The sequence below is a fragment of the Lentzea roselyniae genome (assembly GCF_039537795.1).
Taxonomy (GTDB): domain Bacteria; phylum Actinomycetota; class Actinomycetes; order Mycobacteriales; family Pseudonocardiaceae; genus Lentzea; species Lentzea atacamensis.
In genome coordinates this window covers 1-13,244 of the sequence record NZ_BAABBE010000005.1, presented here as the reverse complement: position 1 = coordinate 13,244, position 13,244 = coordinate 1, and the positions used below count along the sequence as shown (strand labels likewise).

Genomic DNA, 13,244 nt, shown 5'->3' with positions numbered 1-13,244 from the left:
AACTCCGGGCGCTCCTCTCGCGACGATGCAAGCAAGACAAGCGTACTGGTAAACCGCCGAGGTGTGCCTGCGACCCTGGTTACACCGATTCAGGGTCGAAGTCCGTCGAACGGCTCACGTGCTCCCACTTGTCGATTTCAGCGTTCCGTGCCTGGTCTGCCATGCGGACCATGTCCACCGCGTCGCTGCCGAGCAGCAGACTCAGCGGAGGCTCGTCCATGGCTACCACGTCGAGCATGACCCGGGCGGCCTTGGCCGGATCACCAGGCATGTTGCCGTGCGCGCCACGCATCATGTCGAGCATTGCCCCGACAGAGGGAACGTAGTCCTCTCCCGGCTCGGTCACCACCAGAGAGGGGCCGGTCCAGTCCGTCTGGAAGCCTCCCAGTTCGACGATCGTGGCCTTGACCCCGAACGGCGCGCACTCCGCGGCCAGCGACTCGGTGAAGCCGCGCAGCGCGAACTTGGCCATCACGTACGGGGCGAGCCCGCCGCCGAACGCCATGTGGCCGGCGGTCGACCCGACCTGCAGGAAGTGGCCCGACCGCTGCTCGTGCAGGACGGGCAGCGCGGCCTTGGTGACGTTGACGACGCCCATGAGGTTGATCTCCAGCTGGTCGCGGAAGTCGGCCTCCGAGCACTCCTCGATCGACGTGACGCGACCGGCGCCCGCGTTGTTCATCACGACGTCGAGCCGGCCGAACTCGCGGACCGCCGTCGCCACGGCCGCCCTGGCTTGCCCGGCGTCGCGGACATCGAGTGCAACAGATCTGACCCGGTCGCCGTGTTGAGAGACGAGGTCGTCGAGATCACGTGGGTTGCGCGCGGTCGCGACGAGCCGGTGTCCGGCGGCGAGCACCGCTTCTGCGGTCTTGCGGCCGATGCCGCGGGAACTGCCGGTGATGAGCCAAACCTGCCCCATGTCCGTGCTCCTTGCAGAGGAGTTGGTTGTCCGGAGATATGGAGATTCGGCTCGGGCACCTGATACCTGCGGCTACTGTTTTCACCATCGGGTGATCATCAGAAGGGACGTAAGTGTCAACTGGGCCAACACATGCGATGAGCGGGCTGCTCGCCTGGAGCGCCGTCACCGCACTCGCATCGAGTCACCCGATCGGCCAGCTCTCGCCGCAGAGCTGGGCCGTTGGCGCGGTTCTCGCCACCGGAGCGGCACTCCTGCCGGATCTCGACCACCCCGGTTCGACCATCTCGCGCACGTTCGGAGCACTGAGCAGCGGGCTGTCCGCCGGCATCAACGCGTTGAGCAGCTTCGTGTACCGGACAACGAGAACGAAGAAGGATTCCAAGCGAGACGGCGGACATCGCGGTCTCACGCACACGCTCGTCTTCGCGTTGTTCGCCGCGGTCTTCACCACCGCGGTCGTGCAGAACAGCCAGAAGTGGGCGCTGCCGGTGCTGATGTTCGTGTTCGCCGGTCTCGCGGTGCGCGGCATCATGAACGACTGGTGCCCCAAGCAGGACGCGTTGCTGATCACCGTCGTGTCCGCGGGGATCACGTGGGCGATGATCGCGTGGACCTCCCAGTCGAACGCGTCCGCCGCGGCGTGCGGAATCGCGGTCGGCGTCGGCTGTTTCGCGCACTACATCGGCGATGCGATCACCGAGCAGGGCTGCCCGATCCTCTGGCCGGTTCCGATCATGGGCAAGACGTGGTTCCCCGTGGCACCGCCGAAGATCATGCGGATGAAGACCGGTGGCGTCGTCGAGATGGCCATCGTCGGTCCCGTCGTGACGATCCTGTCGGTGTGGCTCGGACTCGCGGCCCTGCAGGCCACTGGCGCGCTGCCGTTCCTCGACTGGGTGGACCTGTTGCCGATCTAGTGTTCTTGCTCCATCCATTCAGCGGCTACCTGCGCCTCACCCGATCGGTCTAGCCTCCACGAACCCCGACCAGTCGTGTGGAGGATCAGCCGTGTCCGACGTAGCCCGCAGACGCTTCCTGCAGGGAGCGGGTGCGCTGGGTGCAGCGGGTGCGCTCGGCGCTGGACGTGCCTCCGCATCGTCGCGCTACCACTGGCTTTCCGGCGACCACCACACGCACACGCAGTACTCGTACGACGGCATGTACACCATCGAGCAGCAGATCCGCGGTGCGTTGCGGTACGGCACGGACTGGCTGGTGATCACCGACCACGGACACGCGTCGCACGAGGCGCATTCCGTTGAGGCAACGGCCGCCGACATCCGCAGGGCACAGCGGAAGTTCCCGCAACTGCTGCTGTGGCAAGGGATGGAGTGGAACGTTCCCGGCGCCGAGCACGCGACCCTCTTCTTCGAGGACTGCCACGACGAGGCCGGTGTGCTGCGCGACTTCGAGCGGCAGTTCGACTGGCGGCTGAACGGGCAGGAAGCTTCCAGTCCCGCCAACGAGAAGAAGGCTCTGGACGCGATCCGCTGGCTGCAGACCAAGATCCGCAACGGCACCATGAAGTCCGCTCTGGTGTTCGTCAACCACCCGCTGCGCAACGGCCGCGTGGCGCCCCATGAACTGCGGAACATGCGCGACCTGGCGCCCGACATCGTTGTCGGCATGGAGGGTGCGCCCGGCGCGCAGGGTGACGGCGATCCGTTGCGCGGCCCCGGCGGCCACCGCGGCGGGTACGCGAACAGTCCCGGCTCGAACTCCTACGCGGCCTACCCGCCGGAGGCCTACAAGACCTACGGCGGCTTCGACTGGATGACGGCGAAGCTCGGTGGCGTGTGGGACTCGCTGCTCGCCGAGGGCCTCGGCTGGTGGATCACGTCGAACTCCGACTCGCACTTCAACTCGCGCGACACGATCGTCCGCGTGCCGGAGCCGGGAAACCAGTTCGATCTCCACGGCAAGCACCTCGACCCGGTGGACTCCGGCCCGCCGCAGGTCCAGCCGCCCTATGTCGACTTCTTCCCCTGTGAATCTTCACGGACCGCCGTCGGTGCGACCCGGCGGACGCGGGGCGCCGTGATGGAGGGTCTGCGGGCCGGACGGGCATGGGTTTCGCACGGCGGGCTGGTCGACGACCTGCGGTTCAGCGTCCACGGTTCCAGCGGTTCCGCCGGCCTCGGTGAGCGGCTGTGCGTGCGGCGTGGATCCACCGTGACGGCGCAGGTCAAGGCCCGTTTGGCGACACGCCCGAACAGCGCGGGATTCGTGCCGCGCCTGCGTCGTTTGGACGTCGTCAAGGGCCTGGTAACCGGTCCGGCGTCGCCCGAAACGTTGTCGACGCCACATGTGAACGTCGAGCAATCCTACGAGCCGCGCTGGCACTATGCGGTCTTCACGCACACGTTCCGCAACGTCCGAGAGCCTTTTTACCTCCGATTGCGCGGAACCGACGGCAACCGCGGCGCGTTCGAACCGCAGGCGGACACTCCGGGAGCCGCGAACCCGTGGGAGGACCTGTGGTGCTACACCAACCCGATCTTCGTGGAGGTCAGGTGACCAGCACCTTCGTCGGCATCGACGCCGGCTACGAGAACCGCTGGGAAGCGGAGAAGATCGCGCTGGAGCTGCACGACACCGTGCTGACCACGGCCAGGACGGTCGTGGTGCACGAGGTCGAGTCGCACTACGCGATGTCCTTCCTGCTGCCGATGCCCCCGTCCGACGCGGTGGTGAACTCACTGGTCGAGCAGGGCTTCGGGGTAGCGGTGCGCAGTGCCTCGTCGGGGCGTCTCGCGGGACCGGACGCGCTGCGAGCAGGCGCCTCCACCGCCGCCGAGGCCCACCAGTACCGCCGCGAGGGGCGTGCTCTGCGGTTCCAGGGCCAACGCTCGTTGCGCGGCCGTCACGGTGTTTCGGACATCCTCGCGTTCACCGCGATCGAGGCCGTCTTACCGCGTGGCACGCACACGGTCGACACGCGCGGGAACCTGACACCGTTCTTCCAGGACGGCAAGTTGGTGCTGGTCATCGACTAAGTTCGTCGATGTGCGTGACATCGCTGTCTTCAGTGGTTCTGCTCATCCCGCTCTCGCCGAGGAGATCTGCCGTCATCTCGGCGTCGACCTGTCACCCAGCCGCCTGACCCGGTTCGCCAACGACTGTCTCGAGGTGCAGCTGCAGGCGAACTGCCGGGAGCGGGACGTGTTCCTGATCCAGCCACTGGTGCCGCCGGTGCAGGAACATCTCGTCGAACTGCTGCTGATGCTGGACGCTGCCCGTGGCGCTTCGGCGGCGCGCACGACCGTTGTGCTGCCGCACTACGCCTATGCACGCTCGGACAAGAAGGACGCACCGCGAATCTCCATCGGCGGACGGCTGGTCGCCGACCTGATGTGGCCGCCGGCGCATCACGCGTTCTGGCGATGACGTTGCACTCTCCGCAGGTGCACGGATTCTTCTCGGTGCCCGTTGATCACCTGCACGCGTTGCGGGAGCTGGCCGCACACTTCTCCCAGTACGACCTGACGAACACCGTCGTCGTGTCGCCGGACCTCGGGAACGCCAAGGAGGCGGCGCACTTCGCGCGGATCCTCGGCCTGCCGGTCGCGGCCGGCGCCAAGCAGCGGTTCGCCGACGACAACGTGCAGATCTCGACCGTGATCGGTGACGTCACCGGGCGCGATGTGATCGTCCTGGACGACGAGATCGCCAAGGGGTCGACTGTCATCGAGTTGCTGGACAAGCTGCGGGAGCGTGGAGCCGGGTCGATCCGGGCCGCCTGCACGCACGGGCTGTTCTCGTCCGGTGCGCTGGACCGGTTGCAGGCGTTCGACGACGTGCTCGAGATCGTCGCGACGAACACCGTTCCGATCCCCTCGGACAAGATCGTGCCGAAGCTGAAGGTGCTGTCGATCGCGCCGGCGATGGCGGAGGCCATGCGCCGGATCAACGTCGGCGAGTCGGTCTCAACCCTGTTCGAGGCTCCCTGACTTCAGGTGGGCCAGCGCGGTGATCAGCCGTTCCGCGACGTCGGCCGGTCCTGGCATCTTGCGCACCACGGCACGTTGGTGCGCAAGGCCGTGCAGCCCCAGCCACAACGCCACCGCGTCGCCGTAGAGGTCGTCGCTGTCGTGCGCGATCCCTGCCTCGACACACGCGCCGAGCACGTCGGCGAGCAGGGTGAGCGCCTCGGCGCCCAGTGACTCGAGCTCGTCGTCGGTGATCGAGGTGTCCTCCACCGATGGCGTCCACAAGCCGCCGAACATGATCCGGTAGCGCTGCGGGTGCTGCCGAGCGACGTCCAGATAGGCGTTGCACACCGCGAAGAGCCGCTGCCGCGGGTCCTGGCCGGCCTTCTCGTCCGCCTCGCGCAGGGCCGCCGCGAGCCGGTCCATCTCCTGCTGGACGACCGCCAGCATGATCGACGGCTGGTCCGCGAAGTGCGCGTAGATCGACGGCGCCGCGATGCCCGCCTTGCGTGCGACCGAGCGCAGCGTGACCGCGCGTTCGTCGCCGCCCTCGTCCAGCAGGGCAATCGCCGCGGCGATGATCTCCTCGCGCAGCTTGCCGCCCTCGCCGCGGCGGTTGCGCCTGCGTGGCTCCGTGTTCGTCACGGCCGTAACCATACACCTGAAAGTTTATGGTTGTTAGGTCTTGCGCTCGTAGACTTACGGTCGTTAGCTTACGTCCGTCAGCACAGCGAGCCGAGGAGCCACCGGATGAACACCACCACCGAGGTCGTCCTGCCGGGCATCGTCGCGCCCAGCGGCCTGAAAGTGCAGGTCCGCGACCTGCCCGCGCCAAGTGAGGGCCAGGTCGTCCTGCGCATGGACGCGACCGGGGTCTCGTTCGCCGAGCAGCAGATGCGCCTCGGCAAGTACTTCGACCAGCCGCCGTTCCCGTTCGTGCCCGGCTACGACGTCGTCGGCACGGTCGTCGCCGTGGGCACCGGCGTGGACCCCGCGCTGAAGCTCCACCGGTTCGCCGCGGTCACCAAGGTCGGCGGGTGGGCCAGCCACCTGATCGTCGAGGCCGCCGACCTGGTGCCGGTACCGGATGGCGTCGAGCCGGCCGCGGCGGAGACGGTCGTGGTCAACGGCGTCACGGCGTGGCAGATGCTGCACCGCACCGCGAAGGTCAGGACCGGCGGCACGATCGTGGTGCTGGGCGCCAACGGCGGCGTGGGCTCGACGCTCGTGCAGCTCGCCCGGCACGCCGGCATCAAGGTGATCGGCACGGCCTCGGCCCGCCACCACGACGCGGTGCGGGAGCTGGGTGCGACCCCCGTCGACTACCGGGATCCGCACATGTACGACCGGATCCACGAGCTCGCGCCCGACGGTGTCGACGCGGTGTTCGACCACGTCGGTGGCGAGGGGCTGCACAAGTCGTGGCGGCTGCTGCGCCGTGGCGGTGCGCTGGTGAACTACGGCACCGCGGCGACGAAGGACGAGCCCGGCAACGCGATGCTGCCGGTGCTGAACTGTTCGGACGCCTGTTCTTGTGGAACGTGCTGCCCAATGGCAAGCGCGCGGGCTTCTACAACTTCTGGGCCGGCAAGCGTTTCCGTCCCGCCGCGTTCCGCGCACGGCTTCGGGACGACCTCACGCAGGTGCTCCGTCTCGTCGGCGCCGGTGTGCTCACGCCGCAGATCGCCGCACGCATTCCGTTGTCCGAAGCCGCTTCCGCGCTGGCGCTGGCCGAGTCGCGCACCGTGCTGGGCAAGGTCGTGATCGTCCCGGAGCCGTGACCGACCGCCAGACCACCGTGGCCGCTGCCTCTCCGCTCTCGCACCCGCTTGATCACGTCACTCACTTCCCGGAGGTCCCCATCATGAACGCCACCGCTGTCCGCACCACCGTTCTCGCCGGTGAGGTCGACAACCGCGCCGCCTACCTGGGTTTCGCGTTCGCCTACGTCTTCGGCCACGGCGCCGCCGTGCTCTCCGAGACCGGCCTGGTCGTCATGCCGTCCTGGCTGCCGATCGGCTTCCTCGGTGCAGGGCTCCTCGCCGGCACGGTCCTGGCCATGACGGCCTCGCTGCGGGCTCAGCGCGCTGTTTCTCCGGAACGCCGCCGTGCCGAGAAGCTCGTCGGCACGGCCTGGGTCACCGGATTCGCCGCGCTGGCTCTCATGATCACAGCGCTGAGCACCGTGTTCGAGAAACCAGGGCTGCAGACCGTGCTCTGGCCCGCGGGCGCGACCATCGTCGTGGGACTGACCTACATCGCAGAGGGAGCCGTGCGCCGCAACGCGTTGCACTACAACCTGGGCACCTGGCTCGCGTTGGTGGCGGCAGCGACGTTGTTCGTGCCCGCGCCCGACTTCTTCGGTGTGCTCGCCGTGCTGGGCGGCGGTGCCTACGCGGTCGCGGCGGTGCTGGAAGGTCGCCGCCTGGATTCCCTTGCCGCGTAAGGGTTCTAGAGCTGCACTCGCACCGTGACACGGCCTCGGTCGTCACGGTGCGATGTCGCGTGTCCGGTCCGTTGCACGCCATCGAGTTCGAGAGTGAGAGGGCCGCCCTCGCCGTTGAAGTTGCGCCACCACGTCTTGGCGTCCGGCATCATCACCTGGATGGCCACGACGTCACCGTTGCGTTGGTAGCTGACAGGAGTGGAGAACGTACGGCCGGAGCGCCGTCCGGTGTAGGACACGACGGTGATCACCTTGCGCACGAGCTTCCCCACGAGCGGTGCGTCACGCAGGCCCACCATCAACTTGTTGAGGTGACGTACGACCGGTCCCTTGAAGTTCATGTCCGCCAACGTAGCCTCGTAAGTGGAGAACCCCGTCCACTTGACGCGAAGTGAGAAGAAGTGACCGCCGAACCGTCTCAGATGCGTGCAGACGCGCGGGAGAACCGCGCGCGGGTGCTGGCCGTCGCGCGCGAGCTGTTCGCCGAGCGCGGGCTGGAAGTGCCGATGGCCGCGATCGCCCGCCACGCCGGAGTCGGGGTCGCCACGCTGTACCGGCGCTTCCCCACCAAGGAAGCGCTGGTGATGGAGGCGTTCACCGAGCAGTTCGCCCTCTGCCAGGCCACCATCGAGGAGGCGCTGGCGGATCCGGACCCGTGGCGCGGGCTCCGCACGGTGATCGAGAAGGTGTGCTTGCTGCAGGCCACGGATCGCGGGTTCACCGCAGCGTTCGTCGCGTCGTTCCCCGACATGCACTCCGAGGTGCGGGACCGGACGTGGCTGGGCTTCAGCGCGTTGGTGCAGCGGGCGAAGGACAGCGGACAGTTGCGCGCCGACTTCTCGCCGCACGACCTGACCCTGGTGCTCCTGGCCAACGGCGGCCTCGCCGGCGTGCCCGTCGACGTGGCAGTGGCCGCTTCACAGCGGCTCGTCGCCTATCTGCTGGAGGCGTTCCGAACCGGCACGAACGAGTTGCCGCCGCCCGTGCCGCTCAGCTTGGACCTCGTCCTGCGTTAGCCCGGATGGGCGCCGACGGTGTCGCGGATCTGCGCCCCGAGGTCGGCGGACGCCGAACGCGCGCAGTGGGCGCAACAGAAGAAGCGGCCCTCCACCTCCACACCGTGCCCGATCACGCGGCAGTCGCAGTGCTCGCAGCGCGGCGCGAGGCGTTGGATCGCGCACTCGAAGCTGTCGAACGTGTGCACGCCGCCGCCGACGGTGCGCACCTCGAAGGCCATCCAGTACTCGTTGCCACAGACGTCACAGGTCGCCATGCGCGAAGACTGCGACAGGTCAGTCAGGTCGGCAACTTGAGGCGTCGAGTTGCGCGACCAGCGTCTTCGGGGCAATCACCCGATAGGCGTCCTCGACCAGGTCCGCGACGACGTCCCAGTCGACCTCGACGTCGAGGTACACGCCGAGCCAGCCGCGGTGGCCCATGTAGGGCGGGCGGAAGTAGCGGTCCGGTGCCTGGGCGACGAGGGTCTCCTGGACGTCCGGGCCCGCCGCGCACCAGAACGCCACGCGGTCGTCGTGGTGCTGGTTCGCGAACATCACGAAGGTCTTCTTGCCGCGGACGAACCAGGTCGGTTCGCCGTGGCTCAGGCGTTCGGTCACCTCTGGCAGCGCCAGGCAGAGGCGGCGCAGGTGTTCGAGTGCGTCCACCCGAACATCCTGCGCCTTCGGTGGCGGTTCTATCAGCCGATGCCGGAACGGATCGCGCTGATCAGCTCGCCGTTGGACGTGTCACCGGAGAGCTCCCAGAAGAAGACGCCACCCATGTTCTGGCCGCTGGCCCACGAGATCTTGCTGCGGACCGTGGCCGGGGTGTCGTAGCTCCACCACTGGCTGCCGCACTTGGCGTACGCGGTGCCCGCGACGGTTCCGTTGGCCGGACAACGAGTCTTGAGCACCTTGTAGTCCTCGATGCCGGCCTCGTAGGTGCCGGGTGCGGCGCCGGTCGCAGTGCCGCCGGGTGTGGACTGGGTGACGCCGGTCCAGCCGCGGCCGTAGAAACCGAGGCCCAGCAACATCTTGCTGGCGGGAATGCCCTTGCTCTTGAGCTTCTGGATCGCGGCGTCGGTGTTGAAGCCCTGCTGCGGGATGCCGGGGTAGCTGGTCAGCGGGGAGTGCGGCGCGGTCGGGCCCTGGGCGGCCCAGGCGCCGAAGAAGTCGTACGTCATCGGGTTGTACCAGTTCACGTACTGCGCGGCACCCGCGTAGTCCGCCTTGTCGATCTTGCCGCCGGTCGAGGCGTCGGCGGTGATCGCGGCGGTCACGAGGTTGCCGGAGCCGAAGCGTGCCCGCACGGCCTGCATCAGCGTCTTGAACGAGCTGAAACCGCTGGTGTCACAGGTGAGTCCGCACGCGTTGGGGTACTCCCAGTCGATGTCGATGCCGTCGAACACGTCGGCCCAGCGCGGGTCCTCGACGAGCTTGTAGCAGGAGTCCGCGAAGGCCGCCGCCGCGCTCGGGCTGCTCGCCGCCGCCGGGAAGCCGCCGGACCAGGTCCAGCCGCCGAACGAGAACAGGACCTTGAGGTTCGGGTGCAGCTTCTTCAGCTTCCGCAGCTGGTTGAAGTTGCCGCGCAACGCACCCGCGTCCCAGGTGTCCGACGTACCGTCCACAGAGGACGCCGCGTCGTAGAACTTGTCGTAGTCCGCATAGGCGTCGCCGAGGACGCAGCGGCCGCCGGAGACGTTGCCGAACGCGTAGTTGATGTGCGTCAGCTTGCTGGACGAGCCGGACGTGCGGATGTTCTTGACGTGGTAGTTGCGCTGGTAGACACCCCACTGCACGAAGTAGCCGACGACGCGGTTGGCGATCGCCTGCGCGCCGGCCTCCTCCCGCGCCTGCGATGCCGGTGCGGCCAGCGTTGCCGCGATCAGAAGTGCCGATGCCGCCGCGATGATTCTGCGCCTGAACATAGCGGTCTCCTCGATGGGTGACGGCGCGGCGGCGCTCACCTCAAGCTAAGTGGACTAGACCACTGCCGTCAATGGTGAACCGGGAACACGACCGAGACGTACGAGGAGGAGGGAAGGAGGCAACCCGTCAGCTGAGCGGGACCGGCCGGATTCGAACCGGCGTTCTCCCTCCGTGCCGGAGGGCGCGTCGACCACTGCGCTACAGGCCCCATCGCCTACCGCTGCACCCACACTAGTCGGCGAATGCCGGGCCGTATGCCCTGCGAAAGTGTTGGACCCAATAAGGTTCATGCACCAACCTCGGACTGGACGGTGTCGTGCCAGGGATCGACTACTACGAGTTGCTCGGTGTGAGCCGGGGAGCCAGCGCCGCGGAGATCAAGTCCGCGTACCGCTCCCTCGCCAAGGTCATGCACCCCGACGCGGGTGGGACGTCTGGCGGCTTCCGCATGCTTCAGGAGGCCTACGAGACGCTGAAGGACCCGGTCAGGCGCGCCGACTACGACCGCCCGGCCGCACCGCCGCCACCCGTGGTGCGCCCGCAGGCACGCCCGCGACCTCGCCGAACCGGCCGTACTGGCAGGTTGCGCGACTTCGGCGACGACCCGAACTACATGGCACCACGCCCCCGCGTCGACCTCGGCTCGATGGACTGGTGGAACCGCATCGACCTGGGTCAGCGCGTCCGCTACGTGCCCGCCACGCGCGTCGGCCACGCCCCCGCGGCGGCCGCGATCGGCGGGTGGTTCGTTCTGCTGATCCCGCTGGCACTGCCGTTGTCCCCGCTGCTGCTGGCCGTCTGGCTCCCCCTCGTCGCGGGCGCCGGTTACGCGGCGTTCCGACTGGTGCGCCGCTACATCGCCACCACGAGGGCCGAACGGGCGTTCGCCGGTGAGTACGACGGGAACACCATCTTCGGCCGTCCGGGTGAAAACAGACGCGAACGGCTGACCGCCGGACTGCTGACCGAGTACATGACGCAGCTACCGGGCGTGCGCATCTTCCACGGCCTCGCCTGGCCCGGCTCGGTCTTCACCGACATCGACCACGCGCTGCTGTGCGGGCGCCGCCTCGTCCTCATCGAGTCGAAGTCGTGGCTGCCCGGCCACTACTACTGCGACGAGGACGGCGAGCTCTGGCGCAACGGCCACCCGTTCCGCGGCGGCGGCTCGCAGCTGATCGAGGGCGTGGAGCGCTTCGCCGAAATCCTGCCGTGGCTGGAGATCCGCGGGGCGATGATCGTCTACCCGAGCCGGGCCGGCGAGATCACGTGCGACGACGACCTCGACTTCGAGGTCCCGCCGATGACCCCGGACCAGTTCGTGCGCGAGATCGGCGACTGGCTCGCCGACGACCCGGCCACGGTCGACCGCGAGGCGCTGCGCCTTCTGGTGCGGCAGGTGGTCTCCGAAGTCCGAGTCGCCGGCGCGTGACTTGTTTCGCCTCCGTACGAATGCATCTCCGAGTTGAGACGAATTACCTCTTGACGGGCGACTGACGGCCTGAAAGATTGGGTTCGCCAACTGGGGGGAGCAGTTTGAAGTCGAGGGCGCTCTCCCATGCCGTCTTCATCAGATTAATCATGGGGGATTGAAGTGAAGAACGTCATTCGCAGAGTTTCCATTGCCATTGCGGCCGGCGCCGCTCTCATGTCGCTCGCGATCTCGCCGTCCTCGGCCGCGCCGAAGCTCGAGCCGTACGAGATCCCCAAGACGGGCGCGCAGATGCAGGCCGCAGCGGCCGGCGAGGCCGAGTGGACCTACATCGTCCCGAGGACGACCGACCCCAGCTACGTCGGCGGCGACCCGCGCTGCGCCGACGTGGCGTGGAACTCCGTCGACAACGGCGCCCGCGTCATCCTGTTCGACTGCTACGGCACGAACAACCAGAAGTGGGCCCCGATCTGGGTCGCCGGCACCGGCACCCCGTACGGCGCCGCGATGTTCGTGAACGCCAGCTCCGGCAAGTGCCTCGACCTGGCCAACGGCTCCACCGCCAACGGCGCCCACGTGATCCAGTGGAACTGCCACAACGGTTCGAACCAGCAGTGGGAGGTCGTGCTGCCCGCAGGCGCCGACCCGGCGACCCACGACTGGCCCGTCATGTTCAAGAACCGCGCCACGGGCAAGTGCCTCGACCTCGACAACCGCAACACCGTCAATGGCACCGGATTCCTGCAGTGGGACTGCGAGAGCCTGAACAACCAGCTGTTCACGCTCTACCAGGCCAACTAACAATCTGAGGTGCACGTGAAGTGGCCGCTCGCACATTTTCCGCAGGCGGCCACTTCACATGTAAATGCGTCACCCGTTGCACACCGACCGCACCGATTCAACGTGCCGCGTGCCGCTGCGGAGGTTGGTGTCGGCCTTTCCGCTTACGCACCCGCACCTGGAACACGTGGTCCGCGAGCGCGCCGCCATCCGGCGCACGTGTCAGGATTGCCGCCATGACCCGCACGGTGTGCCTCGCGCAGAACCCCGAAGCCGACGCCCTCCTGGCAGAAGACCGGTTCGCGTTGTTGCTCGGCATGCTGCTCGACCAGCAGATCCCGATGGAGAAGGCCTTCTCCGGCCCCAAGGTCCTCGCCGACCGCATGGACGGCCTGGACGTGCACCGCATCGCCGAGGCCGACCCGGAGGCCTTCGCCACGATCATGGCCACCCCGCCCGCCGTGCACCGGTTCCCCGGTTCGATGGCCAAGCGGGTGCAGGCGCTGTCGCAGTACGTCGTCGAGCACTACGACGGGGACGTCACGCGGATCTGGGCCGACGGGGACGGGGCCGCGGTGTTCAAGCGGCTCAAGGCGTTGCCGGGGTTCGGGGACCAGAAGGCGAAGATCTTCCTGGCCCTTTTGGGCAAGCAGTTCGGCGTCACGCCGGACGGGTGGCGTGAGGCCGCCGGGCACTACGGCGAGGACGGAAGCCGACGTAGCGTCGCTGACGTGACGGACCAGAAGTCGTTGCTCGAGGTGCGGGACTTCAAGAAGGCCGCCAAGGCCGCGGCCAAGGGCAAGTA

Annotated in this window: 15 protein-coding genes, 1 tRNA gene and 2 pseudogenes; 11 read left to right on the top strand and 7 right to left on the bottom strand. The window is 67.9% G+C overall.

What is annotated here, in order from left to right; genetic code table 11:
- Positions 1 to 79: 79 nt before the first annotated feature.
- Positions 80 to 922: an SDR family NAD(P)-dependent oxidoreductase gene (locus ABFX45_RS09845; RefSeq protein ID WP_346129149.1), complete on the bottom strand. Its 843-nt coding sequence runs from the start codon at positions 920 to 922 to the stop codon at positions 80 to 82.
- A 113-nt stretch (positions 923 to 1,035) separates the two neighbouring features.
- On the opposite strand from ABFX45_RS09845, the gene ABFX45_RS09840 reads away from it, so the two are divergent.
- The 4 genes and pseudogenes from ABFX45_RS09840 (at position 1,036) to ABFX45_RS09825 (ending at position 4,875) form a co-directional block, all read left to right on the top strand.
- The gene (locus ABFX45_RS09840) at positions 1,036 to 1,842 is read left to right on the top strand and encodes a metal-dependent hydrolase (RefSeq protein ID WP_109639077.1); all 807 of its coding nucleotides are present in this window, start codon (positions 1,036 to 1,038) and stop codon (positions 1,840 to 1,842) included.
- Between the two features lie 91 nt (positions 1,843 to 1,933).
- Positions 1,934 to 3,442 (top strand): PHP domain-containing protein, encoded by a 1,509-nt coding sequence (locus tag ABFX45_RS09835; RefSeq protein ID WP_346129146.1) that lies wholly within the window; start codon positions 1,934 to 1,936, stop codon positions 3,440 to 3,442.
- Positions 3,439 to 3,921, top strand: coding sequence for a hypothetical protein (locus ABFX45_RS09830; protein WP_346129144.1), 483 nt, complete (start codon positions 3,439 to 3,441; stop codon positions 3,919 to 3,921). The genes ABFX45_RS09835 and ABFX45_RS09830 overlap by 4 nt, the downstream gene beginning before the upstream one ends.
- Before the next feature lie 10 nt (positions 3,922 to 3,931).
- Positions 3,932 to 4,875, top strand: a pseudogene (locus ABFX45_RS09825) (ribose-phosphate diphosphokinase).
- On the opposite strand, the gene ABFX45_RS09820 reads toward ABFX45_RS09825, so the two are convergent.
- Complete coding sequence (locus ABFX45_RS09820; RefSeq protein ID WP_346129142.1) at positions 4,852 to 5,499, bottom strand: TetR/AcrR family transcriptional regulator; 648 nt, start codon at positions 5,497 to 5,499, stop codon at positions 4,852 to 4,854. The pseudogene ABFX45_RS09825 and the gene ABFX45_RS09820 overlap by 24 nt on opposite strands.
- Before the next feature lie 105 nt (positions 5,500 to 5,604).
- Here ABFX45_RS09820 and ABFX45_RS09815 point away from each other — a divergent pair.
- The 3 genes and pseudogenes from ABFX45_RS09815 to ABFX45_RS09805 form a co-directional block, all read left to right on the top strand.
- A pseudogene (locus ABFX45_RS09815) lies at positions 5,605 to 6,279 on the top strand (zinc-binding dehydrogenase); the annotation flags it as partial.
- Entirely contained in the window at positions 6,276 to 6,635 is a 360-nt protein-coding gene (locus ABFX45_RS09810; RefSeq protein ID WP_346129625.1) for a zinc-binding dehydrogenase, read from the top strand. The pseudogene ABFX45_RS09815 and the gene ABFX45_RS09810, both read left to right, overlap by 4 nt.
- 83 nt (positions 6,636 to 6,718) lie before the next feature.
- Complete coding sequence (locus ABFX45_RS09805) at positions 6,719 to 7,300, top strand: ABC transporter permease (protein WP_346129140.1); 582 nt, start codon at positions 6,719 to 6,721, stop codon at positions 7,298 to 7,300.
- A gap of 5 nt (positions 7,301 to 7,305) precedes the next feature.
- Here ABFX45_RS09805 and ABFX45_RS09800 read toward each other — a convergent pair whose 3' ends face one another.
- Entirely contained in the window at positions 7,306 to 7,641 is a 336-nt protein-coding gene (locus tag ABFX45_RS09800; protein WP_109639072.1) for a hypothetical protein, read from the bottom strand.
- Between the two features lie 81 nt (positions 7,642 to 7,722).
- On the opposite strand from ABFX45_RS09800, the gene ABFX45_RS09795 reads away from it, so the two are divergent.
- Positions 7,723 to 8,316 (top strand): TetR family transcriptional regulator, encoded by a 594-nt coding sequence (locus ABFX45_RS09795; protein WP_109639335.1) that lies wholly within the window; start codon positions 7,723 to 7,725, stop codon positions 8,314 to 8,316.
- On the opposite strand, the gene ABFX45_RS09790 is transcribed toward ABFX45_RS09795, so the two are convergent.
- The 4 genes from ABFX45_RS09790 to ABFX45_RS09775 all read right to left on the bottom strand — a co-directional run bounded on the left by ABFX45_RS09790 (position 8,313) and on the right by ABFX45_RS09775 (position 10,436).
- Positions 8,313 to 8,573 (bottom strand): Prokaryotic metallothionein, encoded by a 261-nt coding sequence (locus tag ABFX45_RS09790; RefSeq protein WP_109639071.1) that lies wholly within the window; start codon positions 8,571 to 8,573, stop codon positions 8,313 to 8,315. The genes ABFX45_RS09795 and ABFX45_RS09790 overlap by 4 nt on opposite strands.
- Positions 8,574 to 8,592: 19 nt before the next feature.
- Positions 8,593 to 8,964 (bottom strand): MmcQ/YjbR family DNA-binding protein, encoded by a 372-nt coding sequence (locus ABFX45_RS09785; RefSeq protein WP_346129137.1) that lies wholly within the window; start codon positions 8,962 to 8,964, stop codon positions 8,593 to 8,595.
- Between the two features lie 32 nt (positions 8,965 to 8,996).
- Positions 8,997 to 10,226 carry a glycoside hydrolase family 18 protein gene (locus ABFX45_RS09780; protein WP_346129135.1) on the bottom strand — a complete coding sequence of 410 codons (1,230 nt, stop codon included), beginning with the start codon at positions 10,224 to 10,226 and terminating at the stop codon, positions 8,997 to 8,999.
- Positions 10,227 to 10,362: 136 nt separating this feature from the next.
- A tRNA-OTHER gene (locus ABFX45_RS09775) sits at positions 10,363 to 10,436 on the bottom strand.
- Between the two features lie 107 nt (positions 10,437 to 10,543).
- On the opposite strand from ABFX45_RS09775, the gene ABFX45_RS09770 reads away from it, so the two are divergent.
- The 3 genes from ABFX45_RS09770 to ABFX45_RS09760 all read left to right on the top strand — a co-directional run.
- Entirely contained in the window at positions 10,544 to 11,659 is a 1,116-nt protein-coding gene (locus tag ABFX45_RS09770; protein ID WP_109639068.1) for a J domain-containing protein, read from the top strand.
- Positions 11,660 to 11,821: 162 nt separating this feature from the next.
- The gene (locus ABFX45_RS09765) at positions 11,822 to 12,460 is read left to right on the top strand and encodes an RICIN domain-containing protein (RefSeq protein ID WP_346129132.1); all 639 of its coding nucleotides are present in this window, start codon (positions 11,822 to 11,824) and stop codon (positions 12,458 to 12,460) included.
- A gap of 215 nt (positions 12,461 to 12,675) precedes the next feature.
- The coding region (locus ABFX45_RS09760; protein WP_109639066.1) for an HhH-GPD-type base excision DNA repair protein at positions 12,676 to 13,244 on the top strand (569 nt) is incomplete at its 3' end.